The sequence below is a fragment of the Streptomyces sp. NPDC048211 genome (genome assembly GCF_043202315.1).
Taxonomy (GTDB): Bacteria; Actinomycetota; Actinomycetes; order Streptomycetales; family Streptomycetaceae; genus Streptomyces.
The window spans coordinates 127,318-148,580 of record NZ_JBIDAD010000012.1; the positions used below are offsets into that span (position 1 = coordinate 127,318).

Below are 21,263 nucleotides of genomic sequence, written 5' to 3' on the forward strand. Positions count from 1 at the left end.
CGGCGGCCGGGCGGACGTTCATATGACGGTGGACGAGGGAAGGATTCGACTGTGCCCGAGAGGAACCCCGAAACACACGTCATCGATTTCCGTGCGGCCGAACAGCTGCTGGCGGCGCGCGACCCGCGGGGCGCGGTGCAGCTGCTCGACTCGGTGATCGCCTCCCACCCGGAGAACACCGCGGCCCGGCTGCTGCGCGCCCGGGCTTTCTTCGCCGCAGCCCAACTGCGGCCTGCCGAGCTGGAGTTCGAGCTCGTGCTGGAGCGGGAGCCGGACAACGCGTTCGCGCACTTCGCGCTCGCCCGCACCTTCGAGCGCTCCGGTCATCCGGAGCGGGCCACACGCCACTTCCGGCTGGCCGCGGCGCTGGACCCGAACCCGGAGTACCTGAAGGCGGCCCGCTTCGAGGCGGAGGGCTGAGGCCGCCGGCACTCAGTGACCGTAACGCCCGCGTCCTCCGTGATCGGGTTCGTACGGCGGGATGGTGCGGCCCGGCTGGTAGTGCGGGCCCTGGTGCAGGCGATGGACGATCACGGTCAGATCCACCAGGACCAGCACGAGGAGCACCCCGCAGGCTGCCGCCCACCCCGCCCGGCCGGTGAGAGTGAAGGCCGCCAGGCCGAAGACGGCCCAGGCCAGGCCCCATAGACTCAGCCAGAGCCGCATCCGCAGAGGACTGCGGGCGGTCGCGGGTTCACTACCGGTACGCATGGTCATCGCCTCTCCTACCAGCATGGACCCGCGACGGCGCGAGTGCGGTGTTCCGACGGAAGAGAGTGGGGGCCGGCCGTGAACGGCACAGCATGGGGGGACGTCACCGCCCGCAGGGCCCGGGTCCGCGGGTGTCTCCTGGGCGGGGCGATCGGGGACGCCCTGGGCAACCCGGTGGAGTTCCTGTCCCTCGCCGGCATCCGCCGGGCGCACGGGGAGCAGGGCGTCCAGGGGCTCACCGCAGACGAGGACGGGGCCGTCGGACGCGTCACCGATGACACCCAGATGACCCTCTTCACGGCCGAGGGACTGATCAGGGCGCACTCCCGGGCGGTGTCCAAAGGCATCGGCGGCGCCGAGACGGCGGTCATCAAGCACGCGTACCTGCGCTGGCTGGACACGCAGAACCATCCCGCACCGCCGGCCCGGGGCGGGGACGACCTCGTCCGGACCGGATGGCTCAGGCAGCAGCCCTGGCTGTACGCGCGCCGCGCCCCGGGAAACGCCTGCCTGACCGGTCTCGCGGCCGGGTACACCCCCGACCCGCGGGGCCCGGTCGGGGAGCCGGGCCCCGTCAACACGGGGTCCAAGGGCTGCGGCACGGTCATGCGCTCCGCACCCTTCGGCCTGACCGGCCAGGACCCGGCCGGGAGCTTCGCGCTCGCCGCCCGGTGCGCGCAGATCACCCACGGCCACCCCACCGGCGCCTATGCCGCAGGTGCTCTCGCGGCGATCGTCGCCCATCTGCTGGAGGGTGATTCCCTGCCGGGTTCCGTCCTGCGGGCCATGGACCTCCTCGCCCGCCACCCCGGGCACGAGGAGACGACCGCCGCCCTGCGCGGCGCCGTCGAGCTGGCCGCGCAGGGCGCGCCGAGCGCCGAGAAGGTGGAGTCGCTCGGCGCGGGCTGGGTGGCCGAGGAGGCCCTGGCCATCGCCGTGTACTGCGCCCTGGTCCTGCCGGAGGCCGGCCAGGTGGGCGCGTCGCTGCTGCTCTCGGTCAACCACTCGGGCGACAGCGACTCCACCGGCTCGGTCTGCGGCAATCTGCTGGGTGCCCGCCACTCCGACGTGCACCTTCCGCCGGAGTGGCTGGTGCTGACCGAGGGGCGGGCCGTGATCGCCGAGGTGGCCGACGACCTGTCCCTGGAGTTCGAGCACCCGGTCGAGTGGCCGCAGGGCCGCTACCCGGGCTGCTGACCGGGAGGGTGGTTCAGCCGGTCAGCAGCTTGGCCCGCAGGGTCTCCACGGTCGCCGCGTCGAGCTTCAGCCCCTCGCGCACGTACGCGTCGAAGTTCCCGTAGATGTGGTCGACCTCGGCGAACGCCGCGCGCAGCCAGCTCAGTTCGACGGCCTCCGGATCGCCGGTGTACTGGTTGCTGGCGAGGAAGTCCGCCTCGACGGTGGCCCGCGGGACGCCGAGCAGGGTGAGCAGCACGGCCGTGCCCCAGCCGGTGCGGTCCTTGCCGGCGCTGCAGTGGAAGACCGTGGCGCCCGAGGTGTTCGTGGCGACCGCGGTGACGAGGTCGCGGAACGCGTAGTCGGCGCCCACGAAGTTGACCATGAACGGGTAGCCGATGGACTGGCCGAGGTCGGACGAGCCGGAGAAGAGACCGGCCGCGATGGCCTCGGCCAGCGTCATCAGGGCCGAGTCGTGGAAACGGATGCCGTGGCTGAGCGAGACGACGTCGGCGACCTTGTACGCGACGCCCGCGGGCAGCCGGTCCGGGTCGTCGTTGCGCTCCTGGACGTTGCGCAGGTCCACGTCGAGGGTGAGGCGCTGGGAGACCAGCCGCTGCTGCTCGGCGTCCGTGAGCGCGCTCAGCTTGTTGGAGCGGTAGACCAGGCCGGAGCGGACCCAGCGCCCGTCCGTGGTGCGGTAGCCGCCGATGTCGCGGAAGTTGCGGGCGGAGGCCAGGCCGAGCGAGCGGTCGGCGACGACGAGGGGGCCGCCGCCGTCCGGGACCAGCCGGAAGTACCAGCGGCCGGCCTCCGGGAGCGTCCCGGCCGGGACGGTCAGTGAGCCGGTGCCCGGGGCCGTGCCGAGCGCGATCCCGGTGGTGGCGTCGGGCGAGGTGACTGCGGTGACGGTCACCGATGCGGCCGGTGAGGCCCAGGAGAGGGTGTGGCCGCCGTCGGCGGCGCGCACGGCGCCGGCGGAGGTGAACGGGACCGCGGCCTGCGCGGTGGCCGTGGCGGCGGGCGGTGCGGCGAGTGCGGACGGAGCCAGTGCCGTACCGGCGAGGAGGGCTGCCGCGACGGCGGCTCCGGCGATGCGGTGCGTACGCATGGTGCTCCTTGTCTGTTCCCTGTCCGTTCCCGGCAGGGAGGGGGCGTCAGGAGGTGGGCGTTGCGGTGCACGGGGTGGTGCCGCAGACATTGATGACACGGCCGGTGGTCAGGAAGGTGGCCTTCTGCTGACGTGCGGCGGGCGAGTTGCGGGGATCCTCGTGCGGGTCGTGGCCGTACCCGGGCCCGGTGGGCGGGGTGTTGGTGAGCGGGGGTGTGGGGGTGCCGCTGTCCCACACGGTCATGGCGGAGCCCCGGTAGGGGAGTTGACCGGCGCCGATGCGGCGGATGCCCCAGTACGGGACGGCGTCGGGGCTCCGGCCGGGGGTGAGCGCGGGGGACAGCAGACGGGCACCGATCGTGCGCGCCTCCACGTCGGCCGCCGCGTTCGCGACCTGGTGGTCCCCGTAGGCGATGTGGAGCAGTACCTGGTGGTGGTCGGTGAGGTGGTTCGCGTACGCGTTCGTCTCGCCGCGGTCCCACACCATCTGGAACAGCTGGAGGACGAGCTGCTGGCGCAGTGCGTCCGGGTAGGCCACGTCCAGGACCTGCTGGAACGGTGCGAAGTCGGCGCTCCGGTTGAGGAGCAGCCCGTAGTTCATCGCGGTGACGCCGAGCACCCCGCGCCGGATGTCGGGCGAGGCGGCGACCAGGGCGCCGCCGAGGATGCCGCCCTGGCTGTTTCCGTCGTACGCGAGACCGCGCCGGGTGTCGACGAGGGGGTGGCCGTCGGCGGTGCGGAAGGCGGCGTCGCTGCTCAGCCCCTCGGGGTGGATCAGGGCACGGCCCAGGAACAGGGCGTTGAGCATGCCCTGTTCGCTGCGTTCGGGGACGGCCGGGAAGAGGTTCGGGTCGGCGAGCGCGGCCAGGACGACGGGGATGTCCTCCTTGGCCATGCCGGCCCAGTCCGTCGCGCAGAACGTGAAGTCGTGCTCGGCGGCCATGTCCTTGACGTTGCCCGCCCCGACCTCGGAGCGGGAGCCCAGCAGCCCGTGCCCGTAGAGGGAGGGGTGGGAGGGGGTGCGGAAGGCGGAGCGGGGGATCTCGCAGCGGAAGGCGGCGAGCTGCGTGCTGAGGGGGAGACGGCGCGGGACGCCGTCGCGGTCGCGGTTCAGGACGGAGCCGGGCGGGCCGCCCGGCAGGCTGAGATAGCCGGGTACGGTGATCTGTCCGGTGACCTCGCGGGCGATCCGGGCGTCCTGGGCGGCGGTGAAGTCGCTGACGCCGGTGACGGCGAAGGCGGGCGAGCGGTTGCCGAGGCGGCGCAGCGCGTCGTCGCGGATGGTGAAGAGGTCGCCGGTGAGGCTGCGGGTGGAGGCGACGGTGAAGTCCCAGGCCAGGTAGAGCCCTTCGGCGCCGACCCCTGCCCCACGCAGGGCCGCGAGGGCGGGACGGAGCCGGTCCTGACGGGCGCGCAGCGGGTCGTGTGCGGGCAGCCGCCTGCCGGCCACGGCGGCGAACGCGGCGCCCGCCGGGAGCGTACGGCCCGCGGAGTCCTTGAGGCGGCGCAGGGCCACGGCGTAGTGGTGGCCGTCGTGGAAGTTGCGGGCGGGGTGGATCAGCAGCGCCCGGCGTGCGGGGTCGGAGGCGTTGGCGTCGAGCTCGGCCCAGTACGGCCACCGTTCACCGGTGGTGGTGTCCAGGAGTACGACCGGGGCGTCCCGGTCGAGGGAGCGGCCGATGCCGGTGAGCGGGGCCGCGCCGGTGGCCGTCAGGTCCAGGTCCGGCACCTGGGCGATCAGGGCGGAACCGGGGGAGAAGCCGTCGGACCGGTTCCAGGCGGCCGGGTCGATGGGCTTGCCGGTCGCGGGCCGGGGCAGCACGGCGGAATCGAGGTCCACCCGGCGGCCCGTGTCGGTGTCCGGGTCCGGCCGGGTGTACCAGTCGTCGGGGAACGGCAGCAGGCACTCGGCGGGTGCCAGCGGATCGCAGCCCCGCTCCGGCGGGTGGCCCGCCGGAGCGGCGTGGGCGGGCGGGGCGAGGAGAGCGGCCGCTCCGAGCGCCGCCGCGAGCAGTCCGTGGAGCATCCGCTGCCGCACGGGTCAGCTCCCCTGGAGGTGGTCGCCGATGATGCGGGCGTAGGCCGCCTCACCCTGCCGGTTGGGGTGCAGCGGGGCGGCCGCCGCGGTCGGCACATAGCCCTCGACCCACTTGTCCGAGGGGGCCTGGCAGGCGTCGTGGCCCTTGCTGGGGGCGGCGACGTCGACGTACTCGGCGCCGTGGGCGGCGCTCTGTTCGGCGATCACCGTGTTCATCCGGTCGACGCTGCCCTGGAGGAAGTCGGCGTCCACCGGGAGCACCGGCTGGAGCGGCCAGCAGCCGCCCGGTTTGATGTAGAGCCCGTAGCCCGTGACGATCACGCGGGCCTGCGGCGAACGCTGGTGGATCCCGTCCAGGACGGCTGCCAGCCGGGGCGCGAACGCCGCGATGCGCTGTGCCACCTGGTCCACCCCGCCCTCGGTCAGCTTGTCCTTGCACGGGGTGGCGGTCGGGTCGAGCGTCATGCAGTCCTGCGCGATGCCGACCAGACCGGCGTCGTTCCCGCCGATCGTCAGGGTCACCAGGTCGGTGTCCGCGCGCAGGGCGTCGAACTGCGGCGGCGCCGATCCCATCGGGATGTCGAGCAGGGAGAGCGACTGCTTCTCCGTCATGTGCGTGGACTTGGCCCCGCTGCAGGTGACATCGCGCAGCGAGGCGCCGATGCTCGCGGCCAGCTCGTGCGCGTAGTTGTGCGTGGAACGGCCGCAGGCCACCGGGCCCGTGATGTCCGGGATGAGGGGCCCGGAGGCCATCGAGTCGCCGAGCGCGACGTACGACGTGGTGGCGTCGCCCGCTGCCGAGGCGCCGGATGCGCCTGTTCCGACGGCCAGCCCGGCCAGGGCGAGCGCGGCGACGGTATTTCTGACGGTCCGACAGGGCGTGCTGCTGGGCGCTGAGTTCACGGCGACCTCCGTGTGGGGAGAGGTGGGGGCATGGCGGGTGTCGCCGGTCATCATGCAGACTCGAACGCCGTCGTTTAACTGGTGGGTAACGCAGACTTCCGCGGGGGCTTTTGTGACGCATGACAATGAGCGTGTCGCCGTGACGGGCGGAGGCGCGGACCGGAGAGCCGACGCGCAGCGGCCGCTTCGCATCGCCGGCCGCCCGGTGGCGGCCCAGATGCGGGCCCGTGCCCCCGCCCTGACCGCCCGCGTCGTCGCCCGGCTGCTCAGCGATCTGCCGGTCTACGCGGAACTGCCGCACGAGGAGATCGCGGGCGACATCGCGGACATCGTGCAGCACAATCTGCGGCTCTTCGCCGATGTCGTCGAACACCGCAGACCCGCCACCGACGCCGAACTGGCCCAGCAGCGTGACTCGGCGGCCCAGCGGGCCGAGGAGGGCGTGCCGCTGGACGCCATCCTCACCGCGTACCAGGTGGGGATCAGGATGTGCTGGGAGGAGACCGCCCGGGACGCCGGACCGGGGGACCTGCCGACCGTACTGGAGATCGTGAACCGCATCATGGTGCTCCAGCAGCAGCTGACGTCCGCGGTGAGCAGGGCCTATCTGGAGGCCCGGCAGATCCTGGACAGCCAGGAACACGGCGGCCGGCACGCCCTGATGGCGGCGCTGCTGACGGGCGAGGACCTGGAGCGCTTCGCCCGCCGCACCGGACTGCGCCCGGCCGCCCGGTACCTGACGATGACGCTCGCGCTCGGCCCGCACGACGACGAGGTGGGCCAGGTACCGGGCCCCGGCAGGGGAGTGGCGGCCCGCCGCAAGATCCGCCGGATCCGCACGGCCCTGGACCGGTTCGCCGGTACGCCCGCGCTGACCGCTCTCGACGAGACCGGCGGCACGGTCCTGCTGCCCGTCTCCGAGCCGCCGCCGTGGAGCGGGCCGGGCGGCCTGTGCGACCTGATCACCGAAGCGACCAGGGCCGCGGGGGTCCCGGTGACCGCGGCCGCGGAGACCACGGAACCGGCGGCGGTGCCGGCCGCCGTGGCCCGTAACGCCGAGATCGTCGAGCTCGTCGCCCGCACCGGCCGGGCGGCCGGTCTGTACCGGCTGGCCGACGTCCTGCTGGAGTACCAGCTGAGCAGGCCGAGCGAGGCCCTGAACGGGCTGGCGCGGCTGCTCCAGCCCCTGGAGACGAAACCGGAGCTGCTGCACACGCTGGAGACCTACCTCGCCCACGGCCTGGACCGCAGAGCGGCGGCGGCCGCGCTGCACGTCCACCCGAACACCGTCGACTACCGGATCCGCCGCATCGGCCGGCTGACCGGTCTTTCCCCCGCCCGCCCGACGGACCTCCAGCACCTCAGCGCGGCGCTGGTCGCCCGCCGTTCGGTGTGACGCCGGGAACGGCGGACGCCGGCCGCTCGTTCGGCGGGACATGAGCGAACGAGGGGTACGTGAAGGCTATTCGGGGACGGGACCGGGTGCGATCACACCCGACGGCTGTGCCGTCGAGCTGTACACGCGGCTGGCCGTCGGTGACGAACCGGACGTGATCGCCGCCGCCGTGCCGGCCGGATCGAGCATTCTGGAACTGGGCAGCGGGGCGGGCCGGGTGACGCACCCCCTGGTCGCTCTGGGCTTCGACGTCACGGCGGTGGACGAGTCGCCGCAGATGCTGGAGCAGGTGCGCGGCGCACGGACGGTGTGCGGCCCCATCGAGTCGCTGGACCTCGGCGACGAGACCTTCGACGTGGTCATGCTGGCCTCGTTCCTGGTGCACTCGGGCGACCACCGGGTACGGGAGGGGCTGCTGCGGACCTGCCGCAGATACGTGCGCGACGGCGGAGCGGTGCTCATCCAGCGCGAGGGCGCGGACTACCACGTCGATCTGCCGCGCGAGCGCGTCCACCCGGCCGGGTACACGGTCCGGATCGTCTCTGCGGAACCCGTCGGCGACGGGGTGGACTCGGTGCTCTGCGAGTACGTGTTCCCGGATGCGCGCTGGACCCAGACCTTCCTCTCGCGGGCGCTGTCGAAGGAGCAGTTCGAGGGTTGTCTCGACGAGGCCGGGCTGCGGGTGGACCGGTACCTCACCGAGGACGGGATCTGGGTGCGGGCCGTGCCCAAGTAGTCTCCCGGCGAGGGGAACGGGTGACCGGCGGAGCGATGAGTTTCGGGCCGGGGCGCGGTCTTTTCCGGTGTGAGCGCGACACTGCGCACCGCTTCCCGAGGAGACCACCATGTCCGAGATCACGACGCCCGCCGCCACGTCCGCCGCTTCCGCATCCCCCTCCGCCGACGGCCGCCGCGGCCGGGGCGCCGTCGCCCTGAGCGTCGCCCGGTACGTCCTCGCCCTGTTCCTGGGCTTCAGCGGAATCGCCAAGCTGATCGCCCACGAGTCTGCCATCGAGTCGTTCGACCGGATGGGCTGGAGCCACGGCGCGATGTACGCCATCGGCGGGCTGGAGACGGCCGGGGCGATCGCGCTGCTGATCCCGGTCCTCGCCGGGGTGGCGGCCATCGCCTTCTGCGGGCTGCTGGCAGGGGCGTCGGTCGTCCAGCTGACGCTGCTCGACCCGCCGAACGCGGTGATGCCCGCGGTGCTCATCGTGGTGATGGCCCTGATCGCCCGGGACCGCCGTGCCGGGACGGCGGCACTGATCGCGCTGGTCCGCCGAGGTGCGTGAGGCGGACGGCGCCGGTGCGGACATGCGCCGGTGCGCGCTCGGCGAAGGCGCGTACCCGGTGCATGTCCGCATGGACGTCCCGGTGGATCAGTGAACGGTGCTGAAGCTGCGCCACGGCAGCGCGCTGGGCGCGTTGATGTCGGACAGTGTGGTGGCGAGGTACGTCGTGCCCGGTCCTGTGCAGTCCCGCGTGCGGTACAGGATGATGTCGATCAGGGTCTCGTTGGTCACTTCCTTGGCTCCCGCGGGGGCGAGCCGGTGGCAGCCCTTCACCGAGGGGCTGTTCACCATGATCACGGCGTCCCGTTCGGTCGTGTAGACGACCGGACCGACAGCGGTCCGGCCGAGGCCCGAACAGCCTGCGACGGTGAGGGTCAGGAGCGCGGTCCCGGCGGCGATGCCGAGACGGCGGCGTCGGTGGTCGATCACGGGCATGGGCGGGTCCTCGTCTGTCTCGTCCGGCTCATCCGTACGCACTGCGTCACATCACCCCGTACGCCACGGAGGGACGTGCTGACGCCGGTAACCCTGCCCGCTCGTGGCGGGCGGGGCATCCGGGAAGCGGCCGGGCGGGGGACGGGAGGGCGGGCCGAGGTTCGCCCGCTGTCCAAAGGGGGCATAACGTGGTAATAGCGCTGATTATGGCGTGAGGTAGATATTCCGGTTCTTCGGGATGGCAGGGGGCCGTCATGGTCCAGGAGCTCTTGATCGCAGCGGTGGCGGCGGTATCGGCGGGCGCCGTGTACACGGCGGCGGCCGCCCGGGTCGTCAAGCAGTACGAACGGGGCGTGGTGCTCAGGCTCGGCCGGCTCCGCAACGACATCCGCGGGCCCGGATTCACCATGGTCCTGCCCGGCGTCGAGCGGTTGCGCAAGGTCAACATGCAGATCGTGACCATGCCCGTGCCGGCACAGGACGGGATCACCCGGGACAACGTCACGGTGCGGGTGGACGCGGTCATCTACTTCAAGGTGGTCGACGCGGCGAGCGCGGTCGTCGAGGTGGAGGACTACCGGTTCGCCGTCTCGCAGATGGCCCAGACGTCGTTGCGTTCGATCATCGGCAAGAGCGATCTGGACGATCTGCTGTCCAACAGGGAGAAGCTCAACCAGGGCCTGGAGCTGATGATCGACAGCCCCGCGGTCGGGTGGGGCGTGCAGATCGACCGGGTCGAGATCAAGGACGTCTCGCTGCCGGAGACGATGAAACGCTCCATGGCCCGCCAGGCGGAGGCCGACCGTGAGCGGCGTGCCCGGGTCATCAACGCGGACGCGGAACTCCAGGCGTCCAAGAAGCTGGCCGAGGCGGCATCCGAGATGTCCACCCAGCCCGCGGCTCTGCAGCTGAGGCTGTTGCAGACCGTGGTGGCGGTGGCGGCGGAGAAGAACTCCACCCTGGTGCTGCCGTTCCCGGTGGAGCTGCTCCGCTTCCTGGAAAGGGCCCAGCAGCCGGCGACGCCGCAGACGGGTCAGGCGGCGCCGCAGCAGCCCGTCCAGTCCCAGTCCGTCCAGCCCGAGTCCGTGCAGCCGGTGCCACAGCCCGTGGACGGTCCGGCACCGGACGAGCAGCCCGGCGACCGTGCGGCACAGGAGCCGGACGAGTCGGTGGAGCCCGCGCCCGCGACGGACGAGCCCTCGGCGCCCGCCCCCTCGGCGCCGCCCGCATCCGGCCAGGGGCGCCTGCGCCCCGCCACTCCGACGCACGCGGCCGCGGCTTCCGGCAGGCCCCGCGCCACCGGCTCGAAGCCGCTCGCCAGACACTGACCTCTGAACCCTCGACGGTCCGGCGTCATCGACCCGCCCGCCCCCACGGGCCCCGGCCACTCGGCAGGCGCGGATCCGGCCGCTCTCCCCGGCGCTGCGGCCGAGTGTTCCGGCGCGGCACGGCCGCCCACCCCCGGCGGGCGCTGACCCACCCGCCGGCCCGGGCACGTGCCCCGGACCGCACGGCAGGCACAGGCCGCGCGAGTCCGTCGGGCGCTGCCCCGCCCGCCGGGCGGCCACGGGCCCCGGCCACTCGGCAGGCGCGGATCCGGCCGCTCTCCCCGGCGCTGCGGCCGAGTGTTCCGGCGCGGCACGGCCGCCCACCCCGGCGCCGATCCGGCCGCCCTCCCCGGCGCTGGTCCGGCCGCGTGCCCTCGCGCGGACGGCCGTCCGTCAGGGCTCGCCCCCGCTGGCTCCGGCCGCCGCCCGACCCCGTACGAGTTGCGGGAACGGCGGCGGCCGGTCCGCTGTCAGACCTCCCGCCTAGACTCGCGAGTCGGAGGGTTCCCGTGCCGACCGGGCTTGACCAGGCACGGAGGACCGAGGACACAAGGGCTCATGAGCGGAGCCCGGACGGGAAGGGGAGCGGCAGGTGAGCAGCGCACCGCCACCGCAGGACGCGGCCGTCGGCCGCCTGCTGCGCTGCGCCGCGGTCTTCCTGCCCGCCGCGCTCCCGCGCGAGGGGCGGGTCGCCTTCTGGGACCCGGAAGGGCACCCGCTGCCCGATCCCGCCGACGTGTGCGGTCCCGGCGCCGCGCTCCCGACGGGCACGTCCGGACCCGGCGAGGCGGACGGACCGGGCCCGCGGACCTCCGAGATCACGGTCGTCCGCCGCCACGGTGAGCAGGGGGACGTCCGCCGGACCACCGTGCCGGCCCTGCTGCTCCCGGTGGCCGACGCGGTGCCCCTGCTGGCCCGTGCCCGCCACCAGCGGTCCGCCCACCCCGCCACCCGCTGCTGGGGAGCCGCCACCCTGCACGCGCTCCACCTGGTGTCCCGCGGCCGGATGCTCCCCGGACTGACCGCCGACGACCATGACGCCTGGCGGGCCGGGCCGCGTGACGCCGAGGACATCGCCCATCTGCGCGCCGTCGCCGCGGCCATGCCCGCCGAGGGATACGCGATCCCCTTCCCGGACCGGACGCCCCTCCAGGTCCCCGACCCCGAGCCGCTCATCGGCTCCTTCCTCGACGCGGTGGCCGACACCCTGCCCAGGACCCCCGCGGCCGCCTTCGCCATGGGGGCGCCGTTCGCGGCCCGGGAGGCCAGGCACCTGCCCGGCGCCCGGGAGTGGGCGGTGGAGGTCGCCGCCGGACTGGACGCGGGCGTCAGGGTGTCGCTGCGCCTGGACCTGTCCGCGTACGAGCTCTTCGACACGGCCGGCGCCGGCGACGGGCCCGCCGGCGATGCGGCCGACGGCCGTACACCCGCCGCCGCACGGCACGCCGGCGCCGCCATCACCCAGGTGCACAGCCTCGCCGACCCCACCTACGTCGTCGACGCGGCCGCCCTGTGGAACGGCACGGCGGGCGAGCCCTTCGGCCCCCGCGCCCGGATCGACGCCGTGCTCGCCCTGCGCCGCGCCTCCCGCGTCTGGGTGCCGCTGGAACGACTGCTGGACCAGCCCGTCCCCGACGTGCTGGCCCTCGGCGAGGACGAGTTGCAGGAGCTGCTGGGCGCCGGCGGGGCACGGCTGTCGGCCGCCGGGGTGAGCGTGCACTGGCCCAGGGAGCTCGCCCGCTCCCTCACAGCGGCGGCCGTCGTGCGGCCCGCCCCCGGCTCGGCCACCGACGGCACCTCGTTCTTCGACGCCGAACAGCTCTTCAGCTTCAACTGGCAGCTCTCGCTGGGGGACCAGAAGCTGACCGAGGCTGAGATGGACGTGCTCGCCGAGGCACACCGGCCCGTGGTGCGGCTGCGCGACCAATGGGTCGTCGTCGACCCCGCCCTCGTACGCAAGGCACGCAAGCGGGAGCTGGGCCTGCTCGACCCGGTGGACGCGCTCGCCGTCGCCCTGACCGGCAGCGCCGAGGTGGACGGCGAGCAGGTCGAGGCGGTGCCGGTCGGCGCGCTGGCCGCGCTGCGCGCCCGCCTCGTCGAGGACGACACCCCCATCGCACCGCCGCCCGGTCTCGACGCCACCCTCCGCGACTACCAGCTGCGCGGTCTGGCCTGGCTGGACCGGATGACGTCGCTCGGCCTCGGCGGCTGCCTCGCCGACGACATGGGGCTCGGCAAGACGATCACCCTCATCGCCCTCCATCTGCACCGCGCCCACCCCGCGCCGACCCTGGTGATCTGCCCCGCCTCGCTGCTGGGCAACTGGCACCGGGAGATCAACCGTTTCGCGCCCGGCGTCCCCGTCCGGCGGTTCCACGGCGCCGACCGCACCCTCGCCGGGCCCGACGGCGGCTTCGTCCTCACCACCTACGGCACGATGCGCTCCAGCGCGGCCGAACTGGCCGCCCACAGCTGGGGCCTGGTCGTCGCCGACGAGGCACAGCACGTGAAGAACCCGCACTCCTCCACGGCGAAGGCGCTGCGCACCATCCCGTCCCCGGCCCGGGTGGCCCTGACCGGCACCCCCGTCGAGAACAACCTCTCCGAGCTCTGGGCCCTGCTCGACTGGACCACCCCCGGACTCCTCGGCCCCCTCAAGGCGTTCCGGGCCCGCCACGCCCGCATCGTGGAGAACACCGGAACCGCCGCCGGCATCGCCAACGACGAAGCGGTGGAGCGGCTCTCCCGGCTGGTCCGGCCCTTCCTGCTGCGCCGCAAGAAGTCGGACCCCGGCATCGCCCCCGAGCTGCCGCCCAAGACGGAGACCGACCACCCCGTCTTCCTCACCCGCGAACAGGCCACGCTCTACGAGGCCACGGTGCGCGAGACCATGGCGTACATCGAAGCCTCGGAGGGCATCGCCCGGCGTGGCCTGATCATGAAGCTGCTGGCCTCGCTCAAGCAGATCTGCAACCACCCCGCGCAGTACCTGAAGGAGGAACCGACGCGGCTCACCGGCCGCTCCGGGAAGCTCGCCCTGCTCGACGAACTCCTCGACACGATCCTCGCCGAGGACGGCTCGGTGCTCATCTTCACCCAGTACGTCACGATGGCCCGGCTGCTCTCCGCGCATCTCACCTCGCGCGCGATCCCCTCCCAGCTCCTGCACGGCGGTACGCCGGTGCCCGAGCGGGAACGGATGGTGGACCGCTTCCAGTCCGGCGAGGTGCCGGTCTTCCTGCTCTCCCTGAAGGCCGCAGGCACCGGGCTGAACCTCACCCGCGCCGCCCACGTCATCCACTACGACCGCTGGTGGAACCCGGCCGTCGAGGAACAGGCCACCGACCGCGCCTACCGCATCGGGCAGACCCAGCCGGTCCAGGTGCACCGGCTGATCGCCGAAGGCACCGTCGAGGACCGGATCGGCGAGATGCTGCAGGCCAAGCGGGCCCTGGCCGATGCCGTGCTCGGCACCGGGGAGACCGCCCTGACCGAGCTCAGCGACCGCGACCTGGCCGATCTCGTCTCGCTCCGGAGGCCGTCATGAGCCCCCGCCCCCACGCCTCCTCCCGCCCCCACACCCCGCCCGGCGCGCGGCCCGTCGCCCGGTCCAGGCCCGGCCCCGACGACCTGCGGCGGACCTTCGAGGCCGTGCCCGCACGCACCTCCGGCGGCGACGAACCGTTCGCGGACAGCTGGTGGGGCCGGGCCTGGGTGGACGCGCTGGAATCGCTGTCGATGGACGCGCCGAGGCTCGCCCGCGGGCGCGCGTACGCGGACAGCGGGAACGTCGCCGCGATCACCGTCACCCCGGGGCAGGTCGTCGCCTATGTGCACGGCAGCCGCCCCCGCCCCTACCGCGCCGAGCTCAGGCTGCGTGCGCTCACCGACCCCGACTGGGACACCTTCCTCGACGCGGTCGCCGCCCGCCCCGGCCACCTCGCCGCGCTGCTGGGCAAGGAGATGCCGCACTCCCTCGCCGACACGGCCGCCGCCGCCGGCGTCACCCTGCTCCCCGCGGCGGACGACCTCGACCCCGGCTGTTCCTGCCCCGACCGCGGCTGGCCGTGCAAGCACGTGGCGGCACTCTGTTACCAGATGGGCCGCCTCCTGGACGCCGACCCGTTCGTCCTCCTGCTGCTGCGCGGCCGGGGCGAGCGGGCGCTCCTGGAGGACCTGGGCCGCCGCAACGCCGCACACTCCGCGCGGGAGCGGCCCGCGGCGCCCGCCGCCCCGTCCGTACCCGCGCGGGAGGCGTTCGCCGACCGCTTCCTGCCGCCGTTGCCCGCCCCGTTCCCGGTGGAGCCGCATCCGGGCCAGCCACCCTCGTACCCGGAGTTCCCCGGTGCCCGGGACCCGCTCGCCCTCGACCAGCTCGCCACCGACGCGGCGGCCCGCGCCCACGCACTGCTCACCACCGGCCTCGACCCGATCGCCGGGCTCACCGCCTGGCAGGACGCGGTCCGGCTGGCCGCCGCCCGTCCCACCGCCGGACTCACCGCCACCACCCGGGCCCTCTACCGCGAGCTGGCATCCGCCACCGGCCGCAACACCACCGACCTGGCCCGGGCCGTGGCCGCGTGGCGCCAGGGCGGAGCCGAGGGACTCGCCCTCCTGGAGACACCCTGGGACCCCCCGGCCGGCCCCTTCGACCGCGCCCGCCCGGCCCTCGCCGCCGCCGGGTTCCCCCGCTTCCAGCCGTGGCGCAACCATCTCACCCACCCCGGCGGTGCGCTCCAGCTCCGCTTCGGCCACGACGCCCGGTGGTACGGCTACGAGTCCGAGCCCGGCGAGGACGAGTGGTGGCCCAGGGCCGCACCGGACTCCGACCCGGTGGCGGCACTCCTGGAGCTCAGCGGCAGCTGATCCGGCCGGGGTCAGCTGTTCAGGAAGATCAGCAGCCCGATCAGCAGAACGGCGACGACGGGCAGCACGATCAGCCGCGCCTTGCGGAACGACTCGTCTTCCTGCTGCGCCAGCCCCCGGCCGGCCCCGTGGGCGGACGACAGGTGCTCCCCGGCCATGTCGGCGATCCGCCGGGTCGTCAGCAGCGACGGAGACCAGTCGCAGTGCGTACAGACGAGGAAGTCGCGGTACGGGTCGTACCGGAAGTCCCGCTCGATGTTGACCGTGAAGACCTGCCCCTGCTCGGTCGTCGCGGTGAAGTGGCGTATGGGCGTGCCCATCCGGCTTGCTCCCTACTGGTCGGTGCCCGGCACCCGGCCGCGGAACAGCGAGGATGCGACGGGTGCTGTCCGTGCGGCAAAAACCCCTCGTGCGGCCGGTGTTGCTGTTGCTAGTTTTCTGGACGTGGCGAAACTCAATCAGATCATCGCAGTGGAGAAGGGCGTCAAGTCCAAGGCTCACCAGGACCTGACGGCGGCGCATCACGGCCTCCAGAAGGCCGGTCTGCTGGCCGGAATCTCCCGGACGTACCAGCCGAAGGACGAGGAGGGTGAGCAACTGCCGCCCGAGTCGACCCTGGTGCAGATCAAGGCCGAGGACGTGCTGCGGGAGACCGCGGCGACGCTCACCCGCCTCTTCGACGTGACCGCCACGAAGGACTGGGCGAACTGCGCGGCCCGCGCCGACGTCTCGGTCGACGGCCGCGTCCTGGTGAGTGGCGTGCCGGTGTCGTACCTGCTCTTCCTGGAGAAGCAGCTCACGGACATCAACACCTTCGTCCGCAAGCTTCCGGTGCTCGACGCTTCCGAGGCGTGGGCCCAGGACCCGTCGACGGACTCCTGGAAGACCGAGCCGGTGCGCACCCTGCGGACGAAGAAGGTGCCCCGCAACCACGTGAAGGCGGAGGCCACCGAGAAGCACCCGGCGCAGGTCGAGGTGTACTACGAGGACATCCCGATCGGCTACTGGACGACGGTGAAGTTCTCCGGGGCGCTGCCCGCGCGGCGGATCAACGAACTGCTCGACCGGGTGGAGAAGCTCCAGCAGGCCGTCAAGTTCGCGCGCGAGGAGGCCAACGGCGTTGACGTCACGGACCAGCGGGTGGGTGATGCGGTCTTCGGTTACCTCTTCGGATGAGGTGACCGACCATGGAATCCCCGGCGGCGGTCGAAGCCGCCGGGGTGCGCGAGGAGCGCAAAGCTGAAAATGAAGCTTGTCGTGACGACGCGGTCCCAGTGGAGGTTCGAGTCCTCCCCCCGGCACTTCCGTACTTCCCGTACGGATACGGGCCGGGGTAGCCCAAATGGCAGAGGCAGGCCGCGATCAATCTCAGACTCTTGCTCCAGACTCAGCATGCGCCGCCTATCGCCGGATCAACCGGGCCCGTGCCCGTGCGCGTCGAGATGCCGGTTCGACTCCGGCCCGCGGAGCTTCGGTCTGCGGTCGTCTAAAGGCAGGACGCGGCGACATAAAACTGACACGGGACCTTTAAAAGTGCCGGCGTGCCGTACAGGCGGCAATCACAGGGCTCGGGGGCCGGCTACGCCCCCGGGCCCGCTCCCGTTCCGGGCCGGTCCCGCGCGTCGTCCGCCGCGCGCAACGACACCCCGCGCCCCGCGAAGAAGCGCTCGAAGTCGGCCAGCGGCAGCTCCGCCGCCCGGGTCCCGGCCGTCGTGCCGGAGGGGTTGTGGAAGTGGACGCCCGTACCGTCGGACGTGCGGGACGTCAGGAGCACCAGATGGCCACCGCGTCCCGGTGCGGGCCGCTGCGGGTGGCGGATCGTGTAGTGGACCGAGGCCATGACGGACCGGCCCTCGTCCAGCAGGTCCAGCATTTCCTCCGGGGCGAGTTGGCGGTGGACCGTGGCGTCCAGGCCGTGCTTCTCGCGTACGTACGTGGCGAAGGGCGCGTACACCAGCCCGCGGATCGCGCCGTCGCCGTCCTCGGTGTACGCGCCGTACTCCAGCGCTCCGTCCCGCAGCGCGAAAAGTGACGGTGCGCCGGCGCCGAGCGCCATGCGCAGGCAGGTCATACCGCACAGATGACCGGCCCAGCGCGCGTACTCCGCGGGCGACTTCGCGCCCGAGTCCGCCCAGCCGGGGTCGGAGGCCGGGTCCAGTCCGCCCTCGACGATCGGCCCGACGAGCTCGAACGAGGCGAACTGGGTGTGCACGGGGACCCGGCAGGTGGGACAGCTCACGATCGGTCTCCGTTCGTCTCCGGTGACCGGTTCACTGCCGGTATCCAGTCAGGAAGCGTCCGATCCGGCTGATCGCCGCGTCAAGATCGTCAGCGTACGGGAGGGTCAGGATCCGGAAGTGGTCGGGCCGTGGCCAGTTGAAACCGGTGCCCTGGACGACCTGGATCTTCTCCCGCAGCAGCAGGTCCAGGACGAACTTCTCGTCGTCGACGATCGGATGCACCTTCGGGTCGATGCGCGGGAAGGCGTACAGCGCGCCCTTCGGCTTCACGCAGGACACCCCCGGGATCTCGTTCAGCTTCTCCCAGGCGCGGTCGCGCTGTTCGTACAGCCTGCCCCCGGGCACCACCAGCTCCCGGATCGACTGACGGCCGCCGAGTGCGGCCTGGATCGCGTACTGCGCCGGGGCGTTGGGGCACAGCCGCATGGAGGCGAGCATGGTCAGCCCTTCCAGATAGCTGCGGGCGTGCTGCTGGGGACCCGACACCACCATCCAGCCCGAACGGAAGCCGGCCACGCGGTACGTCTTCGAGAGCCCGCTGAAGGTGAGGCAGACCAGGTCGGGGGCGAGGACCGCCACGCTGTGGTGCTCGGCGTCGTCGTACAGGATCTGGTCGTAGATCTCGTCGGCGAACACCATCAGGCCGTGCCGCCGGGCGAGGTCGAGGATGCCTTCGAGGATCTCGCGCGGATAGACGGCACCGGTCGGATTGTTCGGGTTGATGATCACGACGGCACGGGTCCGGTCGGTGATCTTCGACGCCATGTCGGCGAGGTCCGGGTTCCAGTCCGCGCCCTCGTCGCACGTGTAGTGCACGGCCTTCCCGCCGGCCAGCGTGGTCACCGCGGTCCACAGCGGGTAGTCGGGGGACGGGATGAGGACCTCGTCGCCGTTCTCCAGCAGCCCCTGTACGGCCATGGAGATCAGCTCCGAGACACCGTTGCCGAGGAAGACGTCGTCGACGCCGACCTCGGTGAGCCCCATCGCCTGGTAGCGCTGCGCGACGGCCCGGCGGGCGGACAGGATGCCGCGCGAATCCGTGTAGCCGTGGGCCTGCGGGAGCATCCGGATCATGTCCTGGACGATCTCCTCCGGCGCCTCGAAGCCGAACAGCGCCGGGTTGCCCGTGTTGAGGCGGAGCACGCTGTGGCCCGCCTCCTCCAGGGCGTTGGCGTGCTCGATGACCGGGCCCCGGATCTCGTAACAGACCTCGTTGAGCTTGCTGGACTGGCGGAATTCCATGCGGTGCTGCCTCCCCGACCCGATTGCGATACTTGGTTTTACCAAGCTTGAGCTTGGAAAGTCCAACAACATGTCTAGACTGCGTGGCATGCCACGTCAGCAACAGCCAGCAACCCGCCCGGTCCGCCGCCGGAGTTACGACCAGTTCTGCGCCAGTGCCCGGGCGCTGGACGCCGTCGGCGACCGGTGGAGCCTGCTGATCGTCCGTGAACTGCTGGCCGGTCCGCGCCGCTACACCGATCTCCACGCCGACCTGCCCGGAGTCAGCACGGATGTCCTGGCGTCCCGGCTCAAGGACATGGAGCAGGGCGGGCTGGTCACGCGCCGCAAACTTCCCCCGCCCGCCGCCGCCTCGGTGTACGAACTCACCGAGCGCGGACACGGGCTGCTGCCCGTCCTCGTCGCGCTTGCCGAGTGGGGGGCACCCGCACTGGTGGAGCGGCGGCCCACGGACGCGGTCCGGGCGCACTGGTTCGCGCTTCCGCTGCTGCGCGCACTGGAGGGGTTCGGGGGGCCGGCCACGGGCGGGGTGGTTGACGTACACCTCGACGAGGGCGCGTTCCATGTCCGCGCAGGGGTGCCGGTGGCCGGTGAACGGGTGTACGGGGACGGGCCGGCCGCCCGTGCCGACGCGCGTATCGCCCTCGATGCAGAGCTCTGCCTCGCGCTGGGGCGCGGCGAAGTGACCTTCGCCGAGGCCGTGCGGGACGGGCGGATCGAGGTGTCCGGAGACGGGCCGCTGGCCGCGGAGATGCGTGGCGCATGACGAGCACGTTGGCGTGATTCATGCGGTCAACTTCTGGGTAGTGTCGGGGCATTTGGGATGTCCGGGACACCGACGCGAAGGAGTTGCCCGTGAGAACCGGCAGACAGCACGAGCGCCAGGAACAGCAGGAAGGACAGAAGCGGCAGGGGCAGCCGGGGCGGCTGGGTAAGGCACTCGTCGTGGGAGGTTGTGTGGCCGCGCTCGGTATCGTCCCGGCGGCGGCGGTCGCCACCCCCGGCAGCGGGGTGAGCGCCACCGTCGTCGCGGAGGGCACTTCGCCGGGCAAGCTGAAGGTCAAGACGCCGAAGGGCCGTACCGACGTCACCTTCCGGACGATCACCGTCGCCCCCGGCGGCTCCACCGGCTGGCACACCCATCGCGGCCAGCTGATCGTCGTCGTCAAGTCCGGGACCCTGACCCGCACCCTGGACGACTGCTCGGTCGAGGTGACTCCGGCCGGCACGTCCTTCATCGAGCCGTCCGGGGTGAAGCACCGCCACATCGGCCAGAATCTGGGGACCGAGCCCGTCGTCCTGTGGGTGACCTATCTGCTGCCCGAGGGCAGCGCACTCTCCGACGACGCCGACGCGGTGGACTGCGGCAAGAGGAAGTAGGGCACGAGGCCCGCCCCCTGTCGTCCCGGCCGTCCACCGTGCCGCCGGGCGCCGACCGTCAGTGGGCGAGCGTCTCCCCGTAAGCCCCGAGGCCGCCGATCACCAGGCCGTCCCGGAAGGTCAGCACCTCGTACACCCGGCCGCCGATCTGGTTGCGGTAGTCGATCACCAGCGTGTCGACGCCCGCCCGCACGTCCATGACCTCGAACGCGAGGTCGGGGATGAGTTCCAGCCCACGTGTCCAGTAGGCACGCAGCTCGGCCTTGCCGCGGACCGTGCCGGAGGCTTCGCCGGTGAACCGCGCGATCATGGGGGAGCTGAACGTCACGTCCTCGTGGTAGTGCGCCAGGATGCGGTCCAGGTCGTGGGAGTTCCAGTCGTCCTGCCACTGTGTGGCGAACGTGCGGGCGAATTGAAGATCCATGATCAGGACCGTAAGGGGTGGAGCCGGCGGGCGCCCCGCATTTTCGGCAACAAGTGCACCATGGACGCGTGCGATTCGAAGCGATCACCTGGGAGCGGCTCGCGGACGTGCTTGCCGCGCACGCCGACGGGCTGAAACCGGCCGACGGCGGGCCCTGGCTCAAGATCGCCGTCGACGGCGCCCCGGCCGCCCGTACCGGGGAGCTGGCGGGTGCGGTCGCCCAAGGACTGCGGCTGCGCGGCCGGGCGGTGCTCCCGGTCTCCACGGAGGGGTTCCTGCGGCCGGCCAGTCTGCGGTACGAGTACGGCAGACGGGACCCCGACTCGTACTACGGCAGCTGGTTCGACACCGGCGCGCTGTGGCGCGAGGTGTTCGGTCCGCTGGAGCCCGGCGGCAGCGGCCGGGTCCTGCCCGATCTGTGGGATCCGGTCACGGACCGGGCGACGCGGAGCCCGTACCGGCACCTCCCGGAGGGCGGCGTGCTGGTCCTGCACGGGCCGTTGCTGCTGGGGCACTGGTTCCCGTTCGACCTGAGCGTCCATCTGCGGCTGTCGGCGGGTGCGTTGCGACGGCGTACGCGGGAGGACGAGCAGTGGACCCTGCCCGCCTTCGCACGGTACGAGGACGAGGTGGCGCCCACCGGGAGCGCGGGCGCGGTCGTCAGGGCCGACGATCCGCACCGTCCCGCCTGGACCGGGCTGCGGCCGGCAGGATGAGCTCC

The 21,263-nt window shown here is 72.7% G+C and carries 21 protein-coding genes and 1 pseudogene; 13 read left to right on the forward strand and 9 right to left on the reverse strand.

What is annotated here, in order from left to right; all coding sequences use genetic code 11:
* The first annotated feature begins 51 nt into the window (after positions 1 to 51).
* Positions 52 to 420, forward strand: a complete 369-nt coding sequence (locus ACGFZA_RS34100; RefSeq protein WP_385282548.1) for a tetratricopeptide repeat protein — start codon at positions 52 to 54, stop codon at positions 418 to 420.
* 12 nt (positions 421 to 432) lie between these two features.
* On the opposite strand, the gene ACGFZA_RS34105 is transcribed toward ACGFZA_RS34100, so the two are convergent.
* On the reverse strand, positions 433 to 717 hold the full coding sequence (locus tag ACGFZA_RS34105; protein WP_385282551.1) for a DUF6343 family protein: 285 nt from the start codon (positions 715 to 717) through the stop codon (positions 433 to 435).
* A gap of 72 nt (positions 718 to 789) precedes the next feature.
* On the opposite strand from ACGFZA_RS34105, the gene ACGFZA_RS34110 reads away from it, so the two are divergent.
* Positions 790 to 1,908: an ADP-ribosylglycohydrolase family protein gene (locus tag ACGFZA_RS34110; protein WP_385282554.1), complete on the forward strand. Its 1,119-nt coding sequence runs from the start codon at positions 790 to 792 to the stop codon at positions 1,906 to 1,908.
* Between the two features lie 13 nt (positions 1,909 to 1,921).
* Here the strand turns inward: ACGFZA_RS34110 and ACGFZA_RS34115 are convergent, their stop codons facing one another.
* From ACGFZA_RS34115 to ACGFZA_RS34125, 3 genes are read right to left on the reverse strand one after another with little or no spacing between them, the layout of a single operon-like run.
* Entirely contained in the window at positions 1,922 to 2,998 is a 1,077-nt protein-coding gene (locus tag ACGFZA_RS34115) for a tyrosine-protein phosphatase (protein ID WP_393684274.1), read from the reverse strand.
* Between the two features lie 46 nt (positions 2,999 to 3,044).
* Entirely contained in the window at positions 3,045 to 5,036 is a 1,992-nt protein-coding gene (locus ACGFZA_RS34120) for a hypothetical protein (protein WP_385282560.1), read from the reverse strand.
* 3 nt (positions 5,037 to 5,039) lie between these two features.
* The gene (locus tag ACGFZA_RS34125; RefSeq protein WP_393684277.1) at positions 5,040 to 5,993 is read right to left on the reverse strand and encodes an SGNH/GDSL hydrolase family protein; all 954 of its coding nucleotides are present in this window, start codon (positions 5,991 to 5,993) and stop codon (positions 5,040 to 5,042) included.
* A gap of 163 nt (positions 5,994 to 6,156) precedes the next feature.
* Between ACGFZA_RS34125 and ACGFZA_RS34130 the strand changes: the two genes are divergently transcribed.
* The 3 genes from ACGFZA_RS34130 to ACGFZA_RS34140 all read left to right on the forward strand — a co-directional run bounded on the left by ACGFZA_RS34130 (position 6,157) and on the right by ACGFZA_RS34140 (position 8,627).
* Positions 6,157 to 7,335 (forward strand): PucR family transcriptional regulator, encoded by a 1,179-nt coding sequence (locus ACGFZA_RS34130; protein ID WP_393684414.1) that lies wholly within the window; start codon positions 6,157 to 6,159, stop codon positions 7,333 to 7,335.
* 40 nt (positions 7,336 to 7,375) lie between these two features.
* Positions 7,376 to 8,071, forward strand: a complete 696-nt coding sequence (locus ACGFZA_RS34135; protein WP_385282566.1) for a class I SAM-dependent methyltransferase — start codon at positions 7,376 to 7,378, stop codon at positions 8,069 to 8,071.
* 109 nt (positions 8,072 to 8,180) lie between these two features.
* On the forward strand, positions 8,181 to 8,627 hold the full coding sequence (locus ACGFZA_RS34140) for a DoxX family protein (RefSeq protein WP_385282569.1): 447 nt from the start codon (positions 8,181 to 8,183) through the stop codon (positions 8,625 to 8,627).
* Between the two features lie 87 nt (positions 8,628 to 8,714).
* On the opposite strand, the gene ACGFZA_RS34145 is transcribed toward ACGFZA_RS34140, so the two are convergent.
* The gene (locus ACGFZA_RS34145; protein ID WP_385282571.1) at positions 8,715 to 9,062 is read right to left on the reverse strand and encodes a hypothetical protein; all 348 of its coding nucleotides are present in this window, start codon (positions 9,060 to 9,062) and stop codon (positions 8,715 to 8,717) included.
* Positions 9,063 to 9,316: 254 nt separating this feature from the next.
* On the opposite strand from ACGFZA_RS34145, the gene ACGFZA_RS34150 reads away from it, so the two are divergent.
* The 3 genes from ACGFZA_RS34150 to ACGFZA_RS34160 all read left to right on the forward strand — a co-directional run bounded on the left by ACGFZA_RS34150 (position 9,317) and on the right by ACGFZA_RS34160 (position 15,256).
* Positions 9,317 to 10,390 (forward strand): SPFH domain-containing protein, encoded by a 1,074-nt coding sequence (locus ACGFZA_RS34150; protein WP_385282574.1) that lies wholly within the window; start codon positions 9,317 to 9,319, stop codon positions 10,388 to 10,390.
* Positions 10,391 to 10,982: 592 nt separating this feature from the next.
* Positions 10,983 to 13,937 carry an SNF2-related protein gene (locus ACGFZA_RS34155; RefSeq protein WP_393684280.1) on the forward strand — a complete coding sequence of 985 codons (2,955 nt, stop codon included), beginning with the start codon at positions 10,983 to 10,985 and terminating at the stop codon, positions 13,935 to 13,937.
* Positions 13,934 to 15,256, forward strand: a complete 1,323-nt coding sequence (locus tag ACGFZA_RS34160) for an SWIM zinc finger family protein (RefSeq protein ID WP_385282580.1) — start codon at positions 13,934 to 13,936, stop codon at positions 15,254 to 15,256. Before ACGFZA_RS34155 ends, ACGFZA_RS34160 begins: the two co-directional genes overlap by 4 nt.
* An 11-nt stretch (positions 15,257 to 15,267) precedes the next feature.
* Here the strand turns inward: ACGFZA_RS34160 and ACGFZA_RS34165 are convergent, their stop codons facing one another.
* Positions 15,268 to 15,576, reverse strand: a complete 309-nt coding sequence (locus ACGFZA_RS34165) for a hypothetical protein (protein ID WP_385282583.1) — start codon at positions 15,574 to 15,576, stop codon at positions 15,268 to 15,270.
* 124 nt (positions 15,577 to 15,700) lie between these two features.
* Between ACGFZA_RS34165 and ACGFZA_RS34170 the strand changes: the two genes are divergently transcribed.
* The gene (locus ACGFZA_RS34170; RefSeq protein WP_219573891.1) at positions 15,701 to 16,432 is read left to right on the forward strand and encodes a hypothetical protein; all 732 of its coding nucleotides are present in this window, start codon (positions 15,701 to 15,703) and stop codon (positions 16,430 to 16,432) included.
* A 38-nt stretch (positions 16,433 to 16,470) separates the two neighbouring features.
* Positions 16,471 to 16,557: pseudogene (locus ACGFZA_RS34175) on the forward strand.
* A gap of 278 nt (positions 16,558 to 16,835) precedes the next feature.
* Here the strand turns inward: ACGFZA_RS34175 and ACGFZA_RS34180 are convergent.
* The gene (locus tag ACGFZA_RS34180; RefSeq protein ID WP_385282586.1) at positions 16,836 to 17,495 is read right to left on the reverse strand and encodes a peptidase; all 660 of its coding nucleotides are present in this window, start codon (positions 17,493 to 17,495) and stop codon (positions 16,836 to 16,838) included.
* A 31-nt stretch (positions 17,496 to 17,526) separates the two neighbouring features.
* Positions 17,527 to 18,738 carry a pyridoxal phosphate-dependent aminotransferase gene (locus tag ACGFZA_RS34185; RefSeq protein ID WP_385282589.1) on the reverse strand — a complete coding sequence of 404 codons (1,212 nt, stop codon included), beginning with the start codon at positions 18,736 to 18,738 and terminating at the stop codon, positions 17,527 to 17,529.
* Between the two features lie 88 nt (positions 18,739 to 18,826).
* On the opposite strand from ACGFZA_RS34185, the gene ACGFZA_RS34190 reads away from it, so the two are divergent.
* Positions 18,827 to 19,504 (forward strand): winged helix-turn-helix transcriptional regulator, encoded by a 678-nt coding sequence (locus ACGFZA_RS34190; RefSeq protein ID WP_393684284.1) that lies wholly within the window; start codon positions 18,827 to 18,829, stop codon positions 19,502 to 19,504.
* Between the two features lie 161 nt (positions 19,505 to 19,665).
* Positions 19,666 to 20,118, forward strand: coding sequence for a cupin domain-containing protein (locus ACGFZA_RS34195; protein ID WP_385282663.1), 453 nt, complete (start codon positions 19,666 to 19,668; stop codon positions 20,116 to 20,118).
* A gap of 58 nt (positions 20,119 to 20,176) precedes the next feature.
* Here ACGFZA_RS34195 and ACGFZA_RS34200 read toward each other — a convergent pair whose 3' ends face one another.
* Positions 20,177 to 20,542, reverse strand: coding sequence for a nuclear transport factor 2 family protein (locus ACGFZA_RS34200; protein ID WP_385282595.1), 366 nt, complete (start codon positions 20,540 to 20,542; stop codon positions 20,177 to 20,179).
* Between the two features lie 68 nt (positions 20,543 to 20,610).
* On the opposite strand from ACGFZA_RS34200, the gene ACGFZA_RS34205 reads away from it, so the two are divergent.
* Positions 20,611 to 21,258, forward strand: a complete 648-nt coding sequence (locus ACGFZA_RS34205; protein WP_393684287.1) for a uridine kinase — start codon at positions 20,611 to 20,613, stop codon at positions 21,256 to 21,258.
* Positions 21,259 to 21,263: the final 5 nt, after the last annotated feature.